Raw genomic sequence first — 17285 nt, forward strand, 5'->3', positions numbered from 1 at the left:
CATGACGACCGCGGGCGAGGGCGCCTATGCTCGCCGTCATGACGTCCCCGAACGGGACCCACCCCGGCGGCGTCGGGGAGCCGACGTCCGACGACGGACGCGTGCGCGCGCTGATGGATGCCGTCGTGTCGATGTCCAGCGAGCTCGACACGGCGACGGTGCTGGACGGTGTGGTGCAGGCCGCGTGCCGGCTGACCGGGGCCCGGTACGGCGCCCTGGGCGTGCTGGGGCAGCACGGCGGCCTCAGTGAGTTCGTCCACCACGGCATCGACGAGCGGACGCGCGAGCTCATCGGGCACCTGCCCCGCGGCGAGGGCGTGCTCGGGCACCTCATCGACGTGCCGCAGCCGCTGCGGCTGCACGACCTGAGCCGGCACCCCCGCTCGGTCGGGTTCCCCGTCCACCACCCGCGGATGCTGACGTTCCTCGGGGTCCCGGTGCGGGCTCGCGGCGAGGTGTTCGGCAACCTCTACCTGACCGACAAGGCCGGCCCGGACGGCGACGTGACCGACTTCACCGGCGACGACGAGAGCACCGTGGTCGCGCTCGCGGCCGCGGCCGGCGTCGCGATCGACCACGCCCGGGCGTACCGCCGGGTCCGCGACCACGAGCGGTGGCTGGAGGCGGCGGCGGCGTGCACCACGATCCTCACCGACGGTCGCGCGGCGGACGAGGCGCCGCAGCAGGTGCTGTGCCGGGCGAGGGAGGTGACCGGCGCCGTCGGCGGGCTGCTGTGCTCGCACCCGGACGAGGTCCCCGACGACCTCGCCGGCCGCGTCGGGGGCTCGACGGCTCCGTCGCTGATCCCGGTGCCGGACGGCGGCTCGGTCGACGTGCCCGGGTCGGCATGGGTGCTGGTGGTGCCGCTGCACAGCGCCGCACGGTGGGTGGGCACCCTGCTGCTCGGGTGGCGCCGGCAGGAGGACCGGCCCGCCCCCGAGGTGGACCTCGGGATGGTCGCGGGCTTCGCCGAGCAGGTCGCCCTCGCCCTGGACGTCGCCGCAGCCCAGTCCGACCGCGCCCGGCTCGCGGTGCTCGAGGAGCGGGAGCGGATCGCACGGGACCTGCACGACATGGTCATCCAGCGCCTGTTCGCCGTCGGGCTGTCGCTCCAGGGGGCGGCCCAGGACGCCGTCCGCCGGGATGTCGCCGAGCGTCTGGACCGGGCCGTGGACGACCTGGACGACACCATCAAGGACATCCGCACCTCGATCTTCCGCCTGGGCGGGCGGTCGCGCTCCCGCGTCGCCGGCTTCCGGGACCGGATCGACGCCGAGGTGGTCCGGGCCCGCGACGAGCTCGGCTTCCTGCCGAGGCTGCGCACCGACGGCGTCACCACGACGCTGCCCGCCGAGCTCGGCGAGGACGCCGTCGCGGTCGTGCGGGAGGCGCTGGCCAACACCGCCCGGCACGCGCGGGCCCGGTCCGCCGCGGTCGACGTGCGGGTGGGCTCCGAGCTCGTCGTGCGGGTCGAGGACGACGGCGTGGGACCACCTCGGGCGCCGGCACGCCGCAGCGGCCTGGCGAACCTCGAGCAACGGGCGGCCCGGCGCGGCGGCCGCCTGCAGCTGGCCCCGGGCACGCGCGAGGGAACCGTCCTGACGTGGTCGGTGCCGATCACCCGGGACGCGCGTCGGCCCGCCGGCTCCACCGGCTCCACCGGCTGAGGGACCATCACGGGACGGGCCGACCGTCCCACCGAGCGAGAGGTGACGGTCCATGGACACGTCTGACGCAGACCGGACGCCGGTGGACCGGCTCGAACCGGGTTCGTCCGAGGCGACGCCGAGGACGAGCGTCTTCCTGCTCGACGACCACGAGGTCGTCCGTGAGGGCCTGATCCGGCTGATCGACTCCCAGCCCGACCTGGTGGTCGTCGGCGAGGCCAGGACGGCGCGTGAGGCACTCGTCCGGGCGCCCGGGCTGCAGGTCGACGTGGCGGTGCTGGACGTGCGCCTGCCGGACGGTGACGGCGTCGAGGTCTGCCGCGAGCTGCGGTCCCAGCGCCCCGAGCTCGCCTGCCTGATGCTCACGTCGTTCAGCGACGACGAGGCGCTGCTCGCGGCGATCACCGCGGGCGCCGCCGGGTACGTCCTGAAGGACATCCGCGGCTCGGACCTGGTCGAGTCGATCCGCGCGGTGGCCGCCGGACGCACCCTGCTGGACGCGGGCTCCCGGGCCCGGGTGCTGGAGCGCCTGCGGGTGGCGCAGCACCAGGACGAGCGCCTGGACCTGCTGAGCGCGCAGGAGCGGGCGATCCTCGACCTGATCGGCGAGGGCCTGACGAACCGGCAGATCGCGCAGCGCATGTTCCTGGCCGAGAAGACGGTCAAGAACTACGTCTCCAGCCTGCTGGCCAAGATCGGGGTCCACGGCCGCACGCAGGCCGCGCTGTTCATCGCCGAGGAGCGCCGCGCGCACCCGCCGGGCCACTAGCGGACCACCGGCGGACGCCGGGCGATCTCACAACCACCGCCGACCGCGGAAGAACACGATCAGCGCAAGGGTGGACAGCACGAGCAACGCGCTCGCCGTGATGGCGCCGGCGGCGCTGGCGACCTGCGGGAACAGCACGTTCATCCCGTAGAAGCCGGTGATGGCGGTGGACGCGGCGAAGATCGCGGCCCACGCGCTCAGGCGCCGCATGACCTCGTTGATCCGGTTGTTCTGCACCTGGAGCGTGGACTCGCCGATGGTGGTCACGAGGTCGCGCAGCGTCTCGGTCCACTCCGTGACCCGCAGCACCTGCTCGTAGACGTCGGCGAAGTACGGCACCATCGCGTCGTCGACCGCGTGGACGTCGCGCCGGGTGAAGGCGAGCAGCACCTCGCGCATGGGCAGCACGACCCGACGCAGGCCGACCAGCGCCTTGCGGATGGCGTAGGAGTGCACGTGGGTCGTGGTGTCGCTGGAGCCGTCGGCGAACAGACCCGCCTCGAGCGCGTCGACCGCGTCGTCGAGCTGCTGCACCGCGTCGAAGTGGCTGTCGACCGCCCGCTCCAGCAGCCCGTGAACCAGGAACGCGACCCCGTGGACGGCGAGGTCGGCGCCGGCGTCCCACCCCGCGCGGAGCTCGGCGACGTCGAGGTCGCCGGACTTGCGCACGGTCACCAGCCATCGGTCGGAGGCGATCACGCCGAGCTCGGTCGCGGTGAGGGCAGCCGCGACCGGGTCGACCCGGGTCAGGTACACCGTCATGAGCAGGTACCCGGGGTGCCGCGTGACCTTGGTCCGCTGGCCGGTGCGGACCAGGTCCTCCGCCGCCAGCGCGGAGATCCCCAGCGTCCGGGTCAGGGCGGCCAGGTCGGCGTCGCCGGGCGAGTCCAGGTGCAGCCACAGGACCGTGTCGGGCTGGGCGAGGAGCCCCGCGACCCGGTCGGCGTCGACGTCCTCCAGCTCGACCCGTCCTCGGCGGTACATCCGGTTGTGGTGCACGTGCGCTCCTCTGCACCGAGTCGTCCCCCGGGTACGCCCGCCGGGGAGGCGGCACGTCCCGGTTCCAGGGTGGCGCATGGCGGGCCCGTCGGGGTGGGCAGTTGGTCCTCGGGATCCGCCGGGGGACCGGCACCGCCGCGGTCGGGACGAAGGTCCGACGACGACGGCGGGACGGGTGCCTAGCGTGGGAGGAGCCCGGCGATGGGCCGGGCGCCCGCAGCGTCAGGAGCTGTCATGCGCACCGTTGTCATCACGGGTTCGGCCTCGGGTATCGGTCGGGCCACCGCCGAGCTGCTCCGGTCGCGCGGCGACCGGGTGATCGGCGTCGACCTGCACGACGCCGACGTCGTCGCCGACCTCGCCTCCGTGGACGGCCGGGCGGCCCTGGTCGACGGGGTCCGCGCCGCGTCGGACGGCCGCATCGACGCGATCGTCGCCAACGCCGGGCTGGCCCGGCAGACGCCGGGCGACGTCGCCGTCAACTACTTCGGCTCGGTGGCCACCCTGGACGGCCTGCGGCCGCTGCTCGACGGCTCGACCGCGCCACGTGCGGTCGCGACCGCGTCCATGGCGAGCCTGATGCCGTCCGACGGCGAGCTGGTCGACCTGTGCCTCGCCGGTGACGAGCCCGGGGCACTGGCACGGGCGGACAAGCTGGTGCAGGCCGAGCAGGGTGGCCTGATCTACGCCAGCAGCAAGGTCGCCCTGTGCCGGTGGGTGCGACGGACCGCCGCGTGGCCGCAGTGGGCCGGCCAGGGCATCCCGCTCAACGCGATCGGTCCCGGCGTCGTGGAGACGCCGATGGTCGCCGGGCTGATCGGCACCGACGTCCAGCGCGCTGCGGTGGCCGCGATGGTCCCCATGCCGCTGGGCGGGTTCATGAAGCCCGAGGTCCCCGCCCGGCTGCTCGCCTGGCTGGTCAGCGAGGAGAACACCCACCTGTGCGGCCAGGTCGTCTTCGTCGACGGCGGGTCCGACGTGGTGATCCGCGGCGACTCGACCTGGTGATCCGTCCGTCGGCCGACCGCAGGACACGACCGGCGGCCGGGAGGCCCCCGTCACGACCTGGGCGGGGGCGGCACCACGAGCACGGGGCTCGCGGAGAACTCCAGGACGTGGCGGGTGTTGCTGCCGACGTACGGCTCGCCGCCCGCCGGTCGGCGGGACCGTCCCACCACGACCAGGTCCGCCGCGCAGTCCACGGCAGCCCGCAGGATCGCGGGACCGGCGGCACCGCTGAGCAGCACGGCCTGCACGGCCACGCCGCGGTCGACGCCGATCCGCACCACCCGGGCCAGCAGGGCCTCGTCGGCGTGCCGGCGTCGGGCCGCGACGTCGGCGTCGGCTCGGACGTCGCCCACCCCGCAGCTCGCACGTCCCCGGACCGCCCGGTCCGTGACCCGGTCGGTGACCCGGTCCGTGACCCGGTCCGGGCGCCGGGGCGGGGTCGGCGCCGACCGCGCCGCCTCGGCAGCGGGGTCGGCGCTGACGTGGACTGCGCGCAGAGCCGCCCCGAGGGCGGCCGCGACGTCGGTCGCCAGCCGCGCTGCCGCCATGGAGCCTGCCGTGTCGTCCACGGCGACGAGGATCTGCCTGATCATGGCCCGGCGCCACGGTCCGTCCCGACGGCATGCCGGAGCCGTGCCGCGTCCTCCTGCTCGGCCTGCTCGAGCGCCGACTCCACCGTGGTGAGCCGGTCCTGCAGCCAGGGCAGCCACCGCTGCTCCAGCGCACGCAGCCGACGCCGGGTCGTCCGGGCCTCCTCCTCGACCCGGCGCAGCGCCTCGTCGGCCGCGGCCGCCTCGACCCCGGCCAGCAGCGCGCGGCGGAACGCAGCAGCGGCCGGTTCGACCGCGGCATTCCCGACGGTGCGGCCGAGGGTGGCGTCGGGGGCGAGGTCCACCAGCTCGGCCTCCACCGGGTAGGTGACGCCCACCGTCGTCGACCAGCGCAGCCGGACCTCGACCGGACGGGCGGGTGCGGCGCGGTCGAGGGCGTCCTGCCCGCCGAGGAGCCCGGCACGCAGCACCCAGACCTGGGCGTCCCGGCAGTCCGCCGCCCACTGCCGGTGGCGCTGGTCCCGGTGCAGCCGGCGGCGTTCGAGCTCGGGGGCCAGCACGCGCAGCTTGCGCTCGAGCTGGTCGCGGCCCCGCTCGGCGGTGCCCAGCCGCCGGCGCAGCCAGAGCCGCCCGGCGCGGCCGGGGGGCACGTGGGCGAGCGAGGGCACGGCGTCACCCGCCGTCCCGGGCGGCCAGGACCCGGGCGGACAGCATGGTCAGCTCCCGCCGGGGGAGGATCTCCGCGACCTGCCAGCAGCGCTCCAGGGTGTCCTCGAGCGAACGCCGCTCGCCCGGGTGCTGGTCGACCAGGCGGCGCTCCAGCTCGGTCGCGAGCTCGAGGTAGTACTGGTCGGTCCCACTCAGCGCCGACGCCCCGACGATCTCCGCGAGCTCGCGTGCCTGCCGTGCGCGGGCCAGGGCGGCGAGCAGCTGGGCCGCGAGCTCCAGGTGGTCCTCGCGGGTGCGGCCCGGCCCGGCCCCGTGGCGCATGAGCCGGGACAGGGACTGCAGCGGGTCCACCGGTGGGTAGATCCCGCGGGCGTGCATCTCCGGGGAGAGGACGACCTGCCCTTCGGTGATGTAGCCGGTCAGGTCCGGGACCGGGTGGGTGATGTCCCCGGCCGGCATGGTCACCACGGGGAGGATCGTCACAGAGCCGTCGCGGCCACGGATCCTCCCGCACCGCTCGTACAGGCTCGCCAGGTCGCTGTACAGGTAGCCCGGGTACGCCCGTCGTCCTGGCATCTCGCCGCGGGCGGTCGAGACCTCGCGCAGCGCCTCGGCGTAGCTGGTCATGTCCGCCAGCACGACCAGCACGTGGCGCCCGCACTCGAAGGCCAGGTGCTCGGCGACCGTCAGCGCGATCCGGGGCGTGAGCGTGCGCTCGACGACGGGATCGTCGGCGGTGTTGACCAGCAGGAGCAGCTCACCGGCGGCCAACCTGTCGTCGAGGGTCGCGCGGACCGCGTCGGCGTCGGCGTGGGACAGCCCCATGGCGCCGAACACCACGCAGAACCCCTCGGCGCCGGTGGTCGCCTGCGCGGCGACCTGGGCGGCCAGCTCCAGGTGCGGCAGGCCGGCCACGGAGAAGATGGGCAGCTTCTGCCCGCGGACCAGCGTGGTGAGCGCGTCGATGGCGGAGATGCCGGTGATCACCGGTTGGGACGGCGGCTCGCGGCGGACCGGGTTGAGCGGGTGGCCGGCCACCGGCGCCCGGTGGCGGCCGGACACCGGCGGGCCCCCGTCCACCGGCTCCCCGCGGCCGTTGCAGACCCGGCCGAGCCACCCCGTGCCCACCGGCACGTGCAGCGGGGTGCCGGAGAACCGGGCGTGCGTGGTGCCGCGGGTGAGTCCCTCGGTGCCCTCGAGGACCTGCACCACGGCCAGGTCCCGGTCGACCTCGAGCACGAGGCCGTGCCGGACCGCGCCGCCGTCGCCGTCGCCGCGGATCTGCGCGTACTCGTCCCAGCCGACGCCCGTGGTCCCGCGCAGGACGAGCAGCGGGCCGCGCAGCTCCTCGACTGCGGAGTGCTCGACGGCCAGTCGGGGGGCGCCGGTGCGGAGCGTCAGGTCGGTCATCGCAGACCCCCCAGGACGGCCAGCATGCGCGTGCCGCGCTCGCGCACGCCGGCCGCGTCGTCGGGTCCCGTGTCCTGCGCGGCGCGCAGGAGCGGCGAGAAGTCGACCTCCTCGATCTCGGTCGCCGTCACGTCGCCCTCCACCAGCAGGTCGCACTCGTCGACGGCGGCCAGCACGGCGTCGACGAGCGCGGCGGTCTTCGCGGCCGTGCAGTGCGCGTCGTTCGCCGAGAGCGCGTTCTGCTGCAGCACCCCCTCGCGCAGCAGGCGGCCCGCGAGCAGCACGACCCGCTCGTGGCCGGGCAGCGATCCGGCGCCGACGAGCTCGGCGAGGTCGGTCAGCCGGTCCGCCTCGGCGAGCAGGCCGGCGACCCGGGCCCGCCGCCGCGCCCAGTCGGGGTCACCGTGGGCGGCGTACCAGGCGCCGAGCCGGTCGACGTCCCGCGCGAACGACCCGGACCAGCCGACGGCGGGGTAGTGCCGGGCGTAGGCCAGCGCGCGGTCCAGGTTCCACAGGCTGCGCACCGAGCGCTGGGTGTGCGCGGTCACCGGCTCGGTGGTGTCCCCGCCTGGCGGCGAGACGGCGCCCACGATGGTGACCGAGGCGTCGACCCCGCCCAGCGTCTGCACCCGGCCGGCGCGCTCGTAGAAGGCCGCCAGCGCGGACGCGAGCGCCGCCGGGTAGCCCTCCTCGGTGGGCATGGCGCCGGACCGCGACCCGAACTCCCGCAACGCCTCCGCCCACCGCGAGGTGGAGTCGGCGATGAGCACGGCGTCGTGGCCCATGTCCCGGTAGAACTCGGCGACGGTGACGCCGGTGTAGATGCTCGCCTCCCGGGCCATCATCGGCATGTTCGACGTGTTGGCGATCACCACGATGCGCTCGCTCAGACGCCGGCCCGTGCGCGGGTCGGCGAGCGCCGCGAGCTCGTCCAGCACGTCGGCCATCTCGTTGCCGCGCTCGCCGCAGCCGACGTAGACGATGACGTCAGCAGAGCACCACTTCGCGATCTGCTGCAGCAGCATCGTCTTGCCCGTGCCGAAGCCGCCGGGGACGGCGACGCTGGTCCCCAGGGCCACCGGGAAGACGGCGTCCAGCACGCGCTGGCCGGTGACCAGCGGCTGGTCGGCCAGGCGCCGCGCGGTCACGGGTCGGGGGCGGCGCACCGGCCAGAGCTCGGTCAGCCGGACGGACGTCCGCCCGACGCAGACCACGGGCTGCGCCTCGGTGTACCGGCCGGCGTCCGCGACCCAGGACACCTCGCCGCCCGTGCCGGGGGGCGCCAGCACGCGGTGCTCGACCGCGCCGACGTCGGGCACGGTGCCGAGCACGGTGCCGGCGGTCACCACCTGACCGGGGACCACCCGCGGCCGCCACTGCCAGGTGCGGTCCTTCGCCCCCGCGCCGGCCCCGCTGCCCGGCCCGGTCCCGGCGGTGACCCCGAGCCAGGTGCCGGCAGTCGCCAGCGGGCGCAGCAGCCCGTCGAAGACGCCTCCGAGCAGGTCCGGCCCGAGTCGGGCTGACAGCGGCCGGCCCAGCGCCTGGACGGGGCTGCCGACCGCCAGGCCGCCGGTGTACTCGTACGCCTGCACGGACACCGTCGCCCCACGGATCGCCACCACCTCACCGGGCAGGCCGTTCGGTCCCAGCGCCACCAGCTCGGCGATGGCGACGTCCGGCAGGTCCCCGACCTCCACGAGCGGACCGCTGACCCGCAGGACGCTGCCGGCCGGGGACCGTCCGTCCGGACCGGCCCGCCCGCCGTCCACCACGCTCAGCTCGCGTCCCACAGCCCCTCCAGGTCCAGCTCGGCCAGCGCGGCGGCGACCAGGGCACCGACCGACGCGTCGATGGCGCGGCGCCCGGGGGAGGCGGCGAGCAGCCCGCCGTCCGGGGCGTCGTGCACGACGGTGCCCGGCCCCAGCCGGGCCTGCAGCTGCGCCACCAGCCGTCCCCGCGTGACCGGGTCGGCCAGCTGTGCCCGGACGGCGTCGGCCGCCCGCCGCCGGAGCTCCTCCTGGGCCAGCGCCCGGGCGCCGAGCACCACGCCACGGGCGGCGCGCCGGGCGTCCGCACGCCGGGACCGCACGAGCACCTGGGCGTCGTCGGCGCCGCGGGCCCGGGCGGCGACCAGGATCTCCTCCGCCTGCCGCTGCGCCGCGGCCAGCCGGTCGGCGGCCTGCCGGGACGCGTCCGCCCGCACGTCCTGCGCGTCGGCCTGCGCGCGGGCGAGCAGCGCCGCGCGCAGCGGCTCGAGACCGGGCACCGTCCGGTCCGCGCTCATGTCGGCACCACGGCCGTCAGGCGCGTGGTGGACGGCGCCGGCTGCCCGGTCAGCGCGGTCGCGGCGGCGGGGGTGAGCAGGACGACGCCCACCTCGGTGGGCAGGGACTCCCACGCCGCGCGGACGGCGTCGTCGTCGGCTGCCACGCGGACGTGCGCGCCGGCCAGCGCGAACCCGGCCACGGCCGCGTGCGCCCCGATGACCGCGACCTGGACGGGACCGCCGGCATCCGTGCGCATGGCGGTCACGCCCGTCCGATGAGGATGATCGACACGATCAGCCCGTAGATGGCGATCCCCTCGGCCAGCCCGACGATCACCATGGCCCGGCCGAAGATCTCGGGCCGCTCGCTCATCGCCGCCAGCGCCGCGGCGCCGGTGTACGCGACGGCGATCGCCGCGCCGATCGAGGACCCGGCCACCGCGATGGCCGCGCCGATGAGCGCCGACCCGTCGGGGCCGGCGGCCGCCGCCTGGGTGACCGCGGTGCCGACCGCTGCCGCGGACGGTGTCGCGGTCAGGGCGACGGCGACCAGCGCCAGCGCGACGGCGGCGGCGAGCCCGTCCACGGCCAGCAGGACGTGCACCGCCGAGCGGCCGCGGCGGCGCAGCAGCCGGACGGTCAGCGCGCACACCAGCACCCCGAGGGGTGCGGCGATCAACCACGTGGACATGGCAGCTCCTGGGGGTCATGTGCTCCGGATCAGGGCGACGTGCCAGGGACGGAACGGCCGTCCCTCGCCGTCGAAGACGCGGGAGAAGAGCTCGAAGTACTCCAGCCGCAGCGCCTGGATCGCCGCGACCACGCCCTCCAGGGCGAAGGTCAGCGCGTTGCCGACCACGAAGACGGCGACCGCGCCGGCCGTGCCGGCGGGCCCCTGGCCCCACAGCGCGGCGGACGCCTGCCACACGACCGCACCGAGCGCCGCGTGGGTCAGCCCGAACGCCGCCAGCCGGGCGAAGCTCACCAGGTTCGAGCCGAGCCGCACCACCAGGTTGACCGACTCGATCGCCGCCTGGGCCGCGCCGCCGAGCCCGCCGCCGGCCGCCGCGAGGAGGCCCAGGAACGTGGCCGTGAGCCCGGCGACCGCGAGGGCGGCGCCCACCGGCACCAGCCAGCCGGGGGCGAACGAGGCGCCGCTGCCGGCCGCCCCCAGACCGAGGAACAGGGCGGCGCCGGCCAGGCCCGACGGCGCGTACAGGGTCAGGCGCCAGCCGCCCTCGCGGTACCGGTTGACCGCGCCCAGGCCGTAGGCACCGGCCAGCAGCACCGCGCCGACCCCGACGGCGGCGAGCATCGCGGCCACCGGCTCGTCGAGGGGGGACAGCCACACCACCGGGACGACCCCGGTCGGACCGAAGAACTCGCCGTACAGCACCCCGGACACGGTGCTCGCGAGGCCCGCGCCGGCGAGGAACCGCCAGTAGGGCGCCAGCCGCTCGAGCCGGTGCACGCGACGCGAGCGCACCAGCAGCGCCGCCAGGACCAGCAGCGCGCCGTGGCCGGCATCGGCGAACATCAGCCCGAACATCACGATGTAGGCGAGCCCGGCCACGACGGACGGGTTGAGGTCCGCGTACGGGACCGTCGCGTACGTCTCGACCAGCGGCGCGAGCTCCCGGGCGACCCCGGTGGTCGGCAGCAGCGTGGGCGGGTCCACCCCGGGCGGTCGGGGGAGCGGGACGACGGCGCCGCCCTCGGGGCCCACCCGCTGGGCGAGCCGCGTGACCTCCACATCGGGCACCCAGCCCAGCCAGGCCGCGACCGTGCCGCGGGTGACCGCCTGGCGACCGCGGTCCTCCAGCTCCGCCTCGCCGGCGAGCAGGTCCGCGCGGCCGGCACGCTCCCACGCGTCCAGGTCCGGCAGGTCGCGGGTGACGGCCGGCTCGGCCCCCGGCCGGCCGGCGAGCCGCTGCAGGCGCTCGGTGGCACCGGTGGGGACCACCGCGGCCTCGGCGGGCGACGGGTCGAAGGCGACCGTGCCCTCGTCCGCGACCTCCACCAGCACGTCGCGCAGCGCGTCGCGCGGTGCGAGCAGCGCGACGCGCTGCATGCCCACCGGGTGCAGAGCCTCACGCCACCTCATCGAGCACCCCCAGCGCCGTGGGGCCCCGGTCGGCGACCTCGAGCGCCGCCCGGACCCGCCAGGCGTCCGCGGCCAGCATCGCGACCGTGCCGAGCAGCACGGCCGGCCCGGCGGTGGTCCGGCGCACCAGCCGGGACCCGTCGTCGTCCACGCGTGACCACCACCGCGCCTCCGCACGCCACAGGTCCTCCGGCCCTGTCACACCCGCCAGTGCCCACCGGGCCGAGGACGGCACGACGGCGGCCAGCTCCTCCACGGAGCCGGCGTGGAGCGCCGGCCGACCCAGCACGCGGGCGACCGGCTGCCGCGCCCCCGGGCCCGGTCGACGCCCGTGCGCGGCCTCCCGCGCGACCAGCAGAGCGACGGCGCCGGCGGCCCACGGGCCGGCGTCCGGGGCGGCGGCGAGCACCCGGTCGGCGAGCGAGACGCGCAGCGCGGCGTCGATCTCCGCGGCCGTCGTGCCCCCCGGGTCGCCCCACGGGGAGGCGGTCAGCGCCTGGCGCACGCCGTCCGCCGTGGTGGTCGCGGCGACGCGCGGCCACGACGTCGACAGGGCCCCCAGGTGCAGGGCAGGGGGCGTCGTCGCCCCGGCGAGCCGTCGGACGTGGTCGACGACGTTGATCGCCTCCACCGTCCCGGCCAGCACCCGCAGGACGGCGACACCGTCGCGCGGCACCCACCCGGCCAGCACCCGGCAGTTCCACAGCGCCGTCGCCACGGCGCCGCGCTGGGCGTCGGCGAGCGTCGCCCCCTCGTGCACCGTGCCCGCGTACGGCCCGTGGGCCAGTGTGCGCACCGCGGCGTCGAGGGACGGACCGGCGGCCAGCGCGCGGGCGCCCTCGCGCCCCACCCGGCGGGTGGTCATCGCCCGGGCCCGCGAAGCCCCGGCCACCCAGCCGATGCTCATCGCGCACCCGCCGTCCGGCCGACTGCCGGGTCGTCGGTCTCCAGCAGCTCACGGATGCCGTCCACGACGGCGTCGACGTACAGCGGGATGCGCTCCTCGGCGGTGCGGCCGACCTCGGCAGCAGTGCGCTCGGCGTGCGCGAGGAGCTCCGCGCACGCGGGCTCGTCGGCCGCACGTGCCGCGGCCGCGGCCGCGGCACGCTCCTCGTCGGCCCGGGCCTGCGCCGCGCTCACGAGCCCGGCCGCCCTCTGGGCAGCCTCCGACGTCGTCCGCTCGGCGTCCCGGCGGGCGGCGGCCCGCAGGCCCTCGCAGGTGCGCTCGACCTCGGCGACGTCGTGCAGGACGTCGTCCAGCTCGGCCGCCGCGTCCGCGGCGCGGTCCACCGGCACGCCCGCAGGACCGGCGACGCCGGGTGCACCGGCCGGCCGGAACCGGTACAGCAGGTCACGGACCCGTGGCATCGCGCGCTCCCGTCGCCGTGACCGCGCTACCGGACCGACCCGGACGCCGCAGGAGCACGCCGCCCCGTCGTCGTCTCCGCCTGGACCATCGGACCCGCCCTTCGTCCGCGAGGCGTCGTCGCGGCCGGTGACCTCGACCGCTGCGCCCCTGCGTGGGTGACGCTAGGCCGCCCGACGGCGCGCCGGACGGGACCTTCGACACCTTCTGGCCGGCCGTCGGCGGCGGGCCGTCAGCGCCCGGTGGGCGGTCCGGCGGCGTACGACTCCCGGTGGGCCACCGTCCCGTCCTCGTTGTGCACCACCAGGTCGCACCGGACGGCCGCAGCCTCGGCACGGCCGGCGGCCACGGCCTGCTCCTTGTCCTCGGAGCCGCCGAAGCCGGCACGGTCGGTGCCGACGTGGTTCTGCCACCGTCCGTAGACCGGGTCGAACACCGTGTGGATCTGCATCGTGGGCATGACCCGCTCCCCTCTCGCCGTCCGGTGGACCTGCACGGCGGGGGCGCAGCTGCCGCGGGTCGCCCTGCGGTCGCCGGGCCGGCCCGCGGCCGACGGCGGCGCACCGCCGACGTCGACCACCGTCGCCGCCTCCCGGGCGGACATCATCGGCCTCCTTCGACGCCGTTGCCGCCTCCCGGCGACGACGTCCGCCGCCGGTGGGCTGCACCTCCATCGTGGACCGCGCGCGCCCCCCGGTCCCGGGCCTTCGGTCCCGACCTGTGCGCGCCCGCGTCAGCTCCGCCGTCCGCGGGTCCGCAGCACCTTGTGGACCGCGTCGACCGTCCAGATCACCGGGACGGTGAGCAGAGCCAGGGCCCAGCCCGTCGGGTCGGGGAGCGTGCCGCCCAGGAGATCCGCGACCGGCGGGACGCCGAGGAACACCAGCACCATCAGCGCCTCGACGGCCACCGCCCCGAGCAGGAGCGCGTTGCCGCCCAGCCCGGTGGCCCGCACGGAGCGGCGCTCGCTGCGGCAGGCGAAGGCGTTGGCCAGCTGACCCAGGACGATGGCGGCGAAGCACGACCCGGACGCCGTCGCCAGCAGGGGGCCGTCGACGGCTGCCCCGGGCGACCAGCCACCCGCGACGAGGACGGCGACGAAGGCGCCCATCGCGACGGCCGCCTCGGCCGGTCCCAGGACGCCCAGGGCGCGCCGCAGGACCCGGCCGTCGACGAGCCGCTCCCCGCGCCGGGGGCCGCTCATCGTGCGGGGGTTCGGACGCTCCGCACCGAGGGCGAGCGCGGGCAGCAGGTCGGTGCCGATGTCCAGGGCGAGCACCTGCAGCACGGTCAGGGCGAGCGGGATCCGCCCGCCGGACAGCGCCCACACCACGAACGGGGTCAGCTCGGCCACGTTGTCGGTCAGGTGGTAGGTGAGGAACCGCCGGATGTTGGCGAAGGTCGCCCGGCCGAGCTCGACGGCCGCGACGATGCTCGCGAAGTGGTCGTCGAGGAGCACGATGTCGGCCGCCTCCCGGGCGACGTCGGTGCCGGACGCTCCCATCGCGACGCCGATGTCCGCCGCCCGCAGGGCGGGGCCGTCGTTGACACCGTCGCCGGTCATCGCGACCACGTGGCCGCGGGCCTGCATGGCGTGGGCGATGCGGAGCTTGTCCTCCGGCGCGACGCGCGCCACCACGACGTCGTCGTGGTCCAGCAGGGCGCCGAGGTCCGCGTCGGACCGCGGCAGCTCGGGCCCGAGCAGCACCCGGGCCTCGCCACGCACCAGGTGCACCTGCCGGGCGACCGCAACCGCGGTGGCGGGGTGGTCGCCGGTGACCATCGCCAGCCGGATCCCGGCCCGGTGGCACGCGTCGACCGCCTCGGCGACGTCGTCCCGGGGCGGGTCCGCCAGGCCGAGCAGGGCGAGCAGGCGCAGCTCCCGCTCGTGGCCGAGCAGCACCTCGGCCGGTGAGCCGGCGGCGTCGACCGGTGGCCCGGCTCCGGCGACGGCGACCACCCGCAGGCCGCGCCCGGCCATCTCGGTGACCGCGTCCTGCACCGCGTCCTGCACCGCGTCCTGCACCGAGCCCTCCGCCGAGCCCTCCGCGGAGCCCCCCGCCGGTGCCGCGCACAGCGGGAGCACCGCCTCGGGCGCACCGACCACGTGCACGCCGTCGACGTCGAGGACGGACGTGCGCCGCCGCCGGGGGTCGAAGCCGGCCCGGGCGAGCGCGGGCGGCGCCGCGCCGGTGCCGCCGAGCCGGTCGGCCAGCACGTGCACGGCCACCTCCATGGGGTCCCCCACGGGCGACCAGACCCCGTCGCGGGCCAGCGCTCGCGCGTCGGGGGAACAGCGTGCCGCGCGCCCGGCGGCCGTCCGGGCGGCCGCGCACGCGGGCGGCGCACCGGTCACCGCGGCGACCGGCCCGTAGCCGCCACCCGCCACGCGTACCCGTCCGTCGGGGGTCCACACCTCGACGACCGACATCTCGTTGCGGGTCAGCGTGCCGGTCTTGTCCGTGCAGATGTAGGTGGTCGCCCCGAGGGTCTCGACGGCCTCCATCCGGCGCACGAGGGCGTTGCGGGTGGACATCCGCTGCGCGGCGCGGGCGAGGGACAGCGTCACGGTCGGCAGCAGACCCTCCGGCACGAGCGCCACCGTGACCCCGATGGCGAACAGGTAGCTCGTGCCCACCTCCAGCCCGAGCAGGACCGCGGTGAGGAAGGATGCGCCACCGGCCACCACGGCGACCATCCCCACCACCCGGATGAGTCGGCGCAGCTGACGGTCCAACGGGCTCGGTGGACGGGTCGCGGAGCGTGTCACCCGGGCGATGCCGGCCAGCCGGGTCGCGCCGCCGGTGGCCTCGACGACGGCGTCCCCGTGACCCTCGGCGACGTAGGTCCCGGCGAGCACCGGGTCGCCCCCTGCTCGTGCCACCGTCGCGCTCTCCCCGGTCAGCATGGACTCGTCCACCCGCAGCGACCCGGCGGCGGCGATCCGCAGGTCGGCCGGCACCCGGTCGCCCGCGTCGAGCACCACCACGTCTCCCGGCACCAGCTCGGCCGCCTCGACCACCTGCGTGCGCCCGCCCCGGCGGACGACCGCGCGCACGGGCAGCAGCTCCGTCAGGCGCTGCGCGGCGCGGTCGGCGGCGTACTGCTGCACGAACGCGAACACGCCGTTGAGGACGACGACGACCGCGATCGCCACCGCGAGCGCCGGCATCCCCCCCATCCAGGCGAGCGCGGCCGCCACCCAGAGCATGACGGCGAAGACGTGGACCATCTGCCGGGCGAGCTCCCGCAGACGGCGAGGCCGCTCGGCGGGCGGCAGCACGTTCGGCCCGTACCGGGACAGCCGGAGGGCAGCCTCGGCGTCGCTCAGACCCGCCGTGCCGCCGTCCCGCGCGGTCGCTCGCGGCACGGCCGTCGGCACGGCGGGGCCGGACACGGTGGACCGCCCGTCGGTCAGTGCGCCGCCGCGGCGTCCGCCGCCCGGCGCGCCGGGCGGGACGGCCGGGCGTGCGGGCCGTGGACGACGAGAACGGGCACCCGGGCGTCGCGCAGCACCGCCACGCTGACCGGACCGAGGAGCATGCGGCCGGACGTGCCCACGCCGCGTGAGCCGACGACCAGCAGCTGGGCGTGGTCCGCGGCCCGGAGCAGGCCGCGCGCCGGCTCGTCGTCGGGCAGCGCCAGGCGGACGTCGAGGCGCCGGTCGGCGCGTCGCAGGCCGGCGGCGATGCGCTGGGCCGACCGGTACGCGCGCTGCGCCTGCGCGGACTGCTGGGCCACGAGCTCGTCCGGGAGGTCCGTGCCGGCGGTGGTCGGGCGGGCGTGCACCACCACCACGGTCACGTCGCGCAGCGCCGCCTCGCGCGCCGCGATCCTCGCCGCGGCCACCGAGGCCGACGAGCCGTCGACGCCGACCACCACCGGCGCCGTGGGGTCCGGCGGCTGCGTGCTCCGCACCACGGCGACGGGGCATCGGGCGCGCGCCGCCAGGTGCGCGCTCACCGGACCGAGGGCGCGTCGTCGCGGGCCGGTCCCACGCGCGCCCACCACCAGCATCTCGGCGGTCTCGGCGAGCTCGCGGATGGCCGGCGCCTCCGGCGCGTGCAGCAGCCGCGTCTGCACCGGGACGTCGGGATGCGCCTGCCTGGCTGCCTCCTGGAGCTGGTCGAGGTAGCGGCGGACGTCGGCGTGCGAGCCGGGTCCGGCGGACCGTTCCTCGCCGTCCGGGTCCACCGCGTCGTGCAGGTGGGAGCAGGCGCGCGCGATCACCACGTGGGTCCCCCGCAGGCCGGCTTCGACCAGGCCCCACTGCAGCGTCTGCTCGCTGTGCGGCGAACCGTCCAGGCCGATCACCACGGGCCCGTCCACCAGCGGGTCGTCCTGCACCACTGCGCCGCCGGGCACCACTGCCCCGTCGGGCACCACTGCGCCGTCGGGCATCACCGCGCCGTCGGGCACCACTGCGCCGCCGGGCACCACTGCGCCGTCGTCGTGCATCACTGCCTCCCCGGGGTG

At 76.9% G+C, this 17285-nt stretch carries 17 protein-coding genes; 3 read left to right on the top strand and 14 right to left on the bottom strand.

Annotated elements, in window-relative coordinates; genetic code table 11:
- The first annotated feature begins 38 nt into the window (after nt 1–38).
- Nucleotides 39–1667: a GAF domain-containing sensor histidine kinase gene (locus tag Q0840_RS15085; RefSeq protein WP_298460804.1), complete on the top strand. Its 1629-nt coding sequence runs from the start codon at nt 39–41 to the stop codon at nt 1665–1667.
- 52 nt (nt 1668–1719) lie between these two features.
- Nucleotides 1720–2436 (top strand): response regulator transcription factor, encoded by a 717-nt coding sequence (locus Q0840_RS15090; protein WP_298460806.1) that lies wholly within the window; start codon nt 1720–1722, stop codon nt 2434–2436.
- A 27-nt stretch (nt 2437–2463) separates the two neighbouring features.
- Here the strand turns inward: Q0840_RS15090 and Q0840_RS15095 are convergent, their stop codons facing one another.
- Entirely contained in the window at nt 2464–3435 is a 972-nt protein-coding gene (locus Q0840_RS15095) for a magnesium transporter CorA family protein (protein WP_298460807.1), read from the bottom strand.
- 234 nt (nt 3436–3669) lie between these two features.
- Here Q0840_RS15095 and Q0840_RS15100 point away from each other — a divergent pair, with 234 nt between their 5' ends.
- On the top strand, nt 3670–4443 hold the full coding sequence (locus Q0840_RS15100; RefSeq protein ID WP_298460808.1) for an SDR family oxidoreductase: 774 nt from the start codon (nt 3670–3672) through the stop codon (nt 4441–4443).
- Between the two features lie 50 nt (nt 4444–4493).
- Here the strand turns inward: Q0840_RS15100 and Q0840_RS15105 are convergent, their stop codons facing one another.
- From Q0840_RS15105 to Q0840_RS15165, 13 genes are all read right to left on the bottom strand, one after another.
- Nucleotides 4494–5036 carry a universal stress protein gene (locus tag Q0840_RS15105; RefSeq protein WP_298460809.1) on the bottom strand — a complete coding sequence of 181 codons (543 nt, stop codon included), beginning with the start codon at nt 5034–5036 and terminating at the stop codon, nt 4494–4496.
- Nucleotides 5033–5662, bottom strand: coding sequence for a V-type ATP synthase subunit D (locus tag Q0840_RS15110; protein ID WP_298460810.1), 630 nt, complete (start codon nt 5660–5662; stop codon nt 5033–5035). The genes Q0840_RS15105 and Q0840_RS15110 overlap by 4 nt, the downstream gene beginning before the upstream one ends.
- A 4-nt stretch (nt 5663–5666) precedes the next feature.
- Entirely contained in the window at nt 5667–7073 is a 1407-nt protein-coding gene (locus Q0840_RS15115) for a V-type ATP synthase subunit B (RefSeq protein ID WP_298460812.1), read from the bottom strand.
- Nucleotides 7070–8863, bottom strand: coding sequence for a V-type ATP synthase subunit A (locus Q0840_RS15120; protein WP_298460814.1), 1794 nt, complete (start codon nt 8861–8863; stop codon nt 7070–7072). The genes Q0840_RS15115 and Q0840_RS15120 overlap by 4 nt, the downstream gene beginning before the upstream one ends.
- The gene (locus tag Q0840_RS15125) at nt 8848–9357 is read right to left on the bottom strand and encodes a hypothetical protein (RefSeq protein ID WP_298460816.1); all 510 of its coding nucleotides are present in this window, start codon (nt 9355–9357) and stop codon (nt 8848–8850) included. The genes Q0840_RS15120 and Q0840_RS15125 overlap by 16 nt, the downstream gene beginning before the upstream one ends.
- On the bottom strand, nt 9354–9605 hold the full coding sequence (locus Q0840_RS15130; protein ID WP_298460818.1) for a V-type ATP synthase subunit F: 252 nt from the start codon (nt 9603–9605) through the stop codon (nt 9354–9356). Before Q0840_RS15130 ends, Q0840_RS15125 begins: the two co-directional genes overlap by 4 nt.
- Nucleotides 9602–10030, bottom strand: a complete 429-nt coding sequence (locus tag Q0840_RS15135) for an ATP synthase subunit C (RefSeq protein ID WP_298460819.1) — start codon at nt 10028–10030, stop codon at nt 9602–9604. The genes Q0840_RS15130 and Q0840_RS15135 overlap by 4 nt, the downstream gene beginning before the upstream one ends.
- 15 nt (nt 10031–10045) lie before the next feature.
- Complete coding sequence (locus Q0840_RS15140) at nt 10046–11443, bottom strand: V-type ATPase 116kDa subunit family protein (RefSeq protein WP_298460822.1); 1398 nt, start codon at nt 11441–11443, stop codon at nt 10046–10048.
- Nucleotides 11430–12350: a hypothetical protein gene (locus tag Q0840_RS15145; RefSeq protein ID WP_298460824.1), complete on the bottom strand. Its 921-nt coding sequence runs from the start codon at nt 12348–12350 to the stop codon at nt 11430–11432. The genes Q0840_RS15140 and Q0840_RS15145 overlap by 14 nt, the downstream gene beginning before the upstream one ends.
- Nucleotides 12347–12811: a hypothetical protein gene (locus Q0840_RS15150; protein ID WP_298460826.1), complete on the bottom strand. Its 465-nt coding sequence runs from the start codon at nt 12809–12811 to the stop codon at nt 12347–12349. Before Q0840_RS15150 ends, Q0840_RS15145 begins: the two co-directional genes overlap by 4 nt.
- 230 nt (nt 12812–13041) lie before the next feature.
- A complete protein-coding gene (locus Q0840_RS15155) occupies nt 13042–13413 on the bottom strand; it encodes a DUF2188 domain-containing protein (protein WP_298460829.1) in 372 nt (123 codons plus the stop codon).
- Between the two features lie 129 nt (nt 13414–13542).
- A complete protein-coding gene (locus Q0840_RS15160) occupies nt 13543–16191 on the bottom strand; it encodes a cation-transporting P-type ATPase (protein ID WP_298460831.1) in 2649 nt (882 codons plus the stop codon).
- Nucleotides 16192–16223: 32 nt separating this feature from the next.
- Nucleotides 16224–17267 carry a universal stress protein gene (locus tag Q0840_RS15165; RefSeq protein WP_298460833.1) on the bottom strand — a complete coding sequence of 348 codons (1044 nt, stop codon included), beginning with the start codon at nt 17265–17267 and terminating at the stop codon, nt 16224–16226.
- Nucleotides 17268–17285: the final 18 nt, after the last annotated feature.

The sequence above is a fragment of the uncultured Cellulomonas sp. genome, assembly GCF_947494015.1.
Classification (GTDB): Bacteria; Actinomycetota; Actinomycetes; order Actinomycetales; family Cellulomonadaceae; genus Pengzhenrongella.

Excerpts from the sequence above, each read along its gene's own strand:
- Q0840_RS15085 (WP_298460804.1), top strand. The coding sequence starts at position 39 with ATGACGTCCCCGAACGGGACCCACCCCGGCGGCGTCGGGGAGCCGACG.
- Q0840_RS15090 (WP_298460806.1), top strand. The coding sequence starts at position 1,720 with ATGGACACGTCTGACGCAGACCGGACGCCGGTGGACCGGCTCGAACCG.
- Q0840_RS15100 (WP_298460808.1), top strand. The coding sequence starts at position 3,670 with ATGCGCACCGTTGTCATCACGGGTTCGGCCTCGGGTATCGGTCGGGCC.
- Q0840_RS15105 (WP_298460809.1), bottom strand. The coding sequence starts at position 5,036 with ATGATCAGGCAGATCCTCGTCGCCGTGGACGACACGGCAGGCTCCATG.
- Q0840_RS15115 (WP_298460812.1), bottom strand. The coding sequence starts at position 7,073 with ATGACCGACCTGACGCTCCGCACCGGCGCCCCCCGACTGGCCGTCGAG.
- Q0840_RS15125 (WP_298460816.1), bottom strand. The coding sequence starts at position 9,357 with ATGAGCGCGGACCGGACGGTGCCCGGTCTCGAGCCGCTGCGCGCGGCG.
- Q0840_RS15135 (WP_298460819.1), bottom strand. The coding sequence starts at position 10,030 with ATGTCCACGTGGTTGATCGCCGCACCCCTCGGGGTGCTGGTGTGCGCG.
- Q0840_RS15140 (WP_298460822.1), bottom strand. The coding sequence starts at position 11,443 with ATGAGGTGGCGTGAGGCTCTGCACCCGGTGGGCATGCAGCGCGTCGCG.
- Q0840_RS15145 (WP_298460824.1), bottom strand. The coding sequence starts at position 12,350 with ATGAGCATCGGCTGGGTGGCCGGGGCTTCGCGGGCCCGGGCGATGACC.
- Q0840_RS15150 (WP_298460826.1), bottom strand. The coding sequence starts at position 12,811 with ATGCCACGGGTCCGTGACCTGCTGTACCGGTTCCGGCCGGCCGGTGCA.
- Q0840_RS15155 (WP_298460829.1), bottom strand. The coding sequence starts at position 13,413 with ATGTCCGCCCGGGAGGCGGCGACGGTGGTCGACGTCGGCGGTGCGCCG.
- Q0840_RS15165 (WP_298460833.1), bottom strand. The coding sequence starts at position 17,267 with ATGCACGACGACGGCGCAGTGGTGCCCGGCGGCGCAGTGGTGCCCGAC.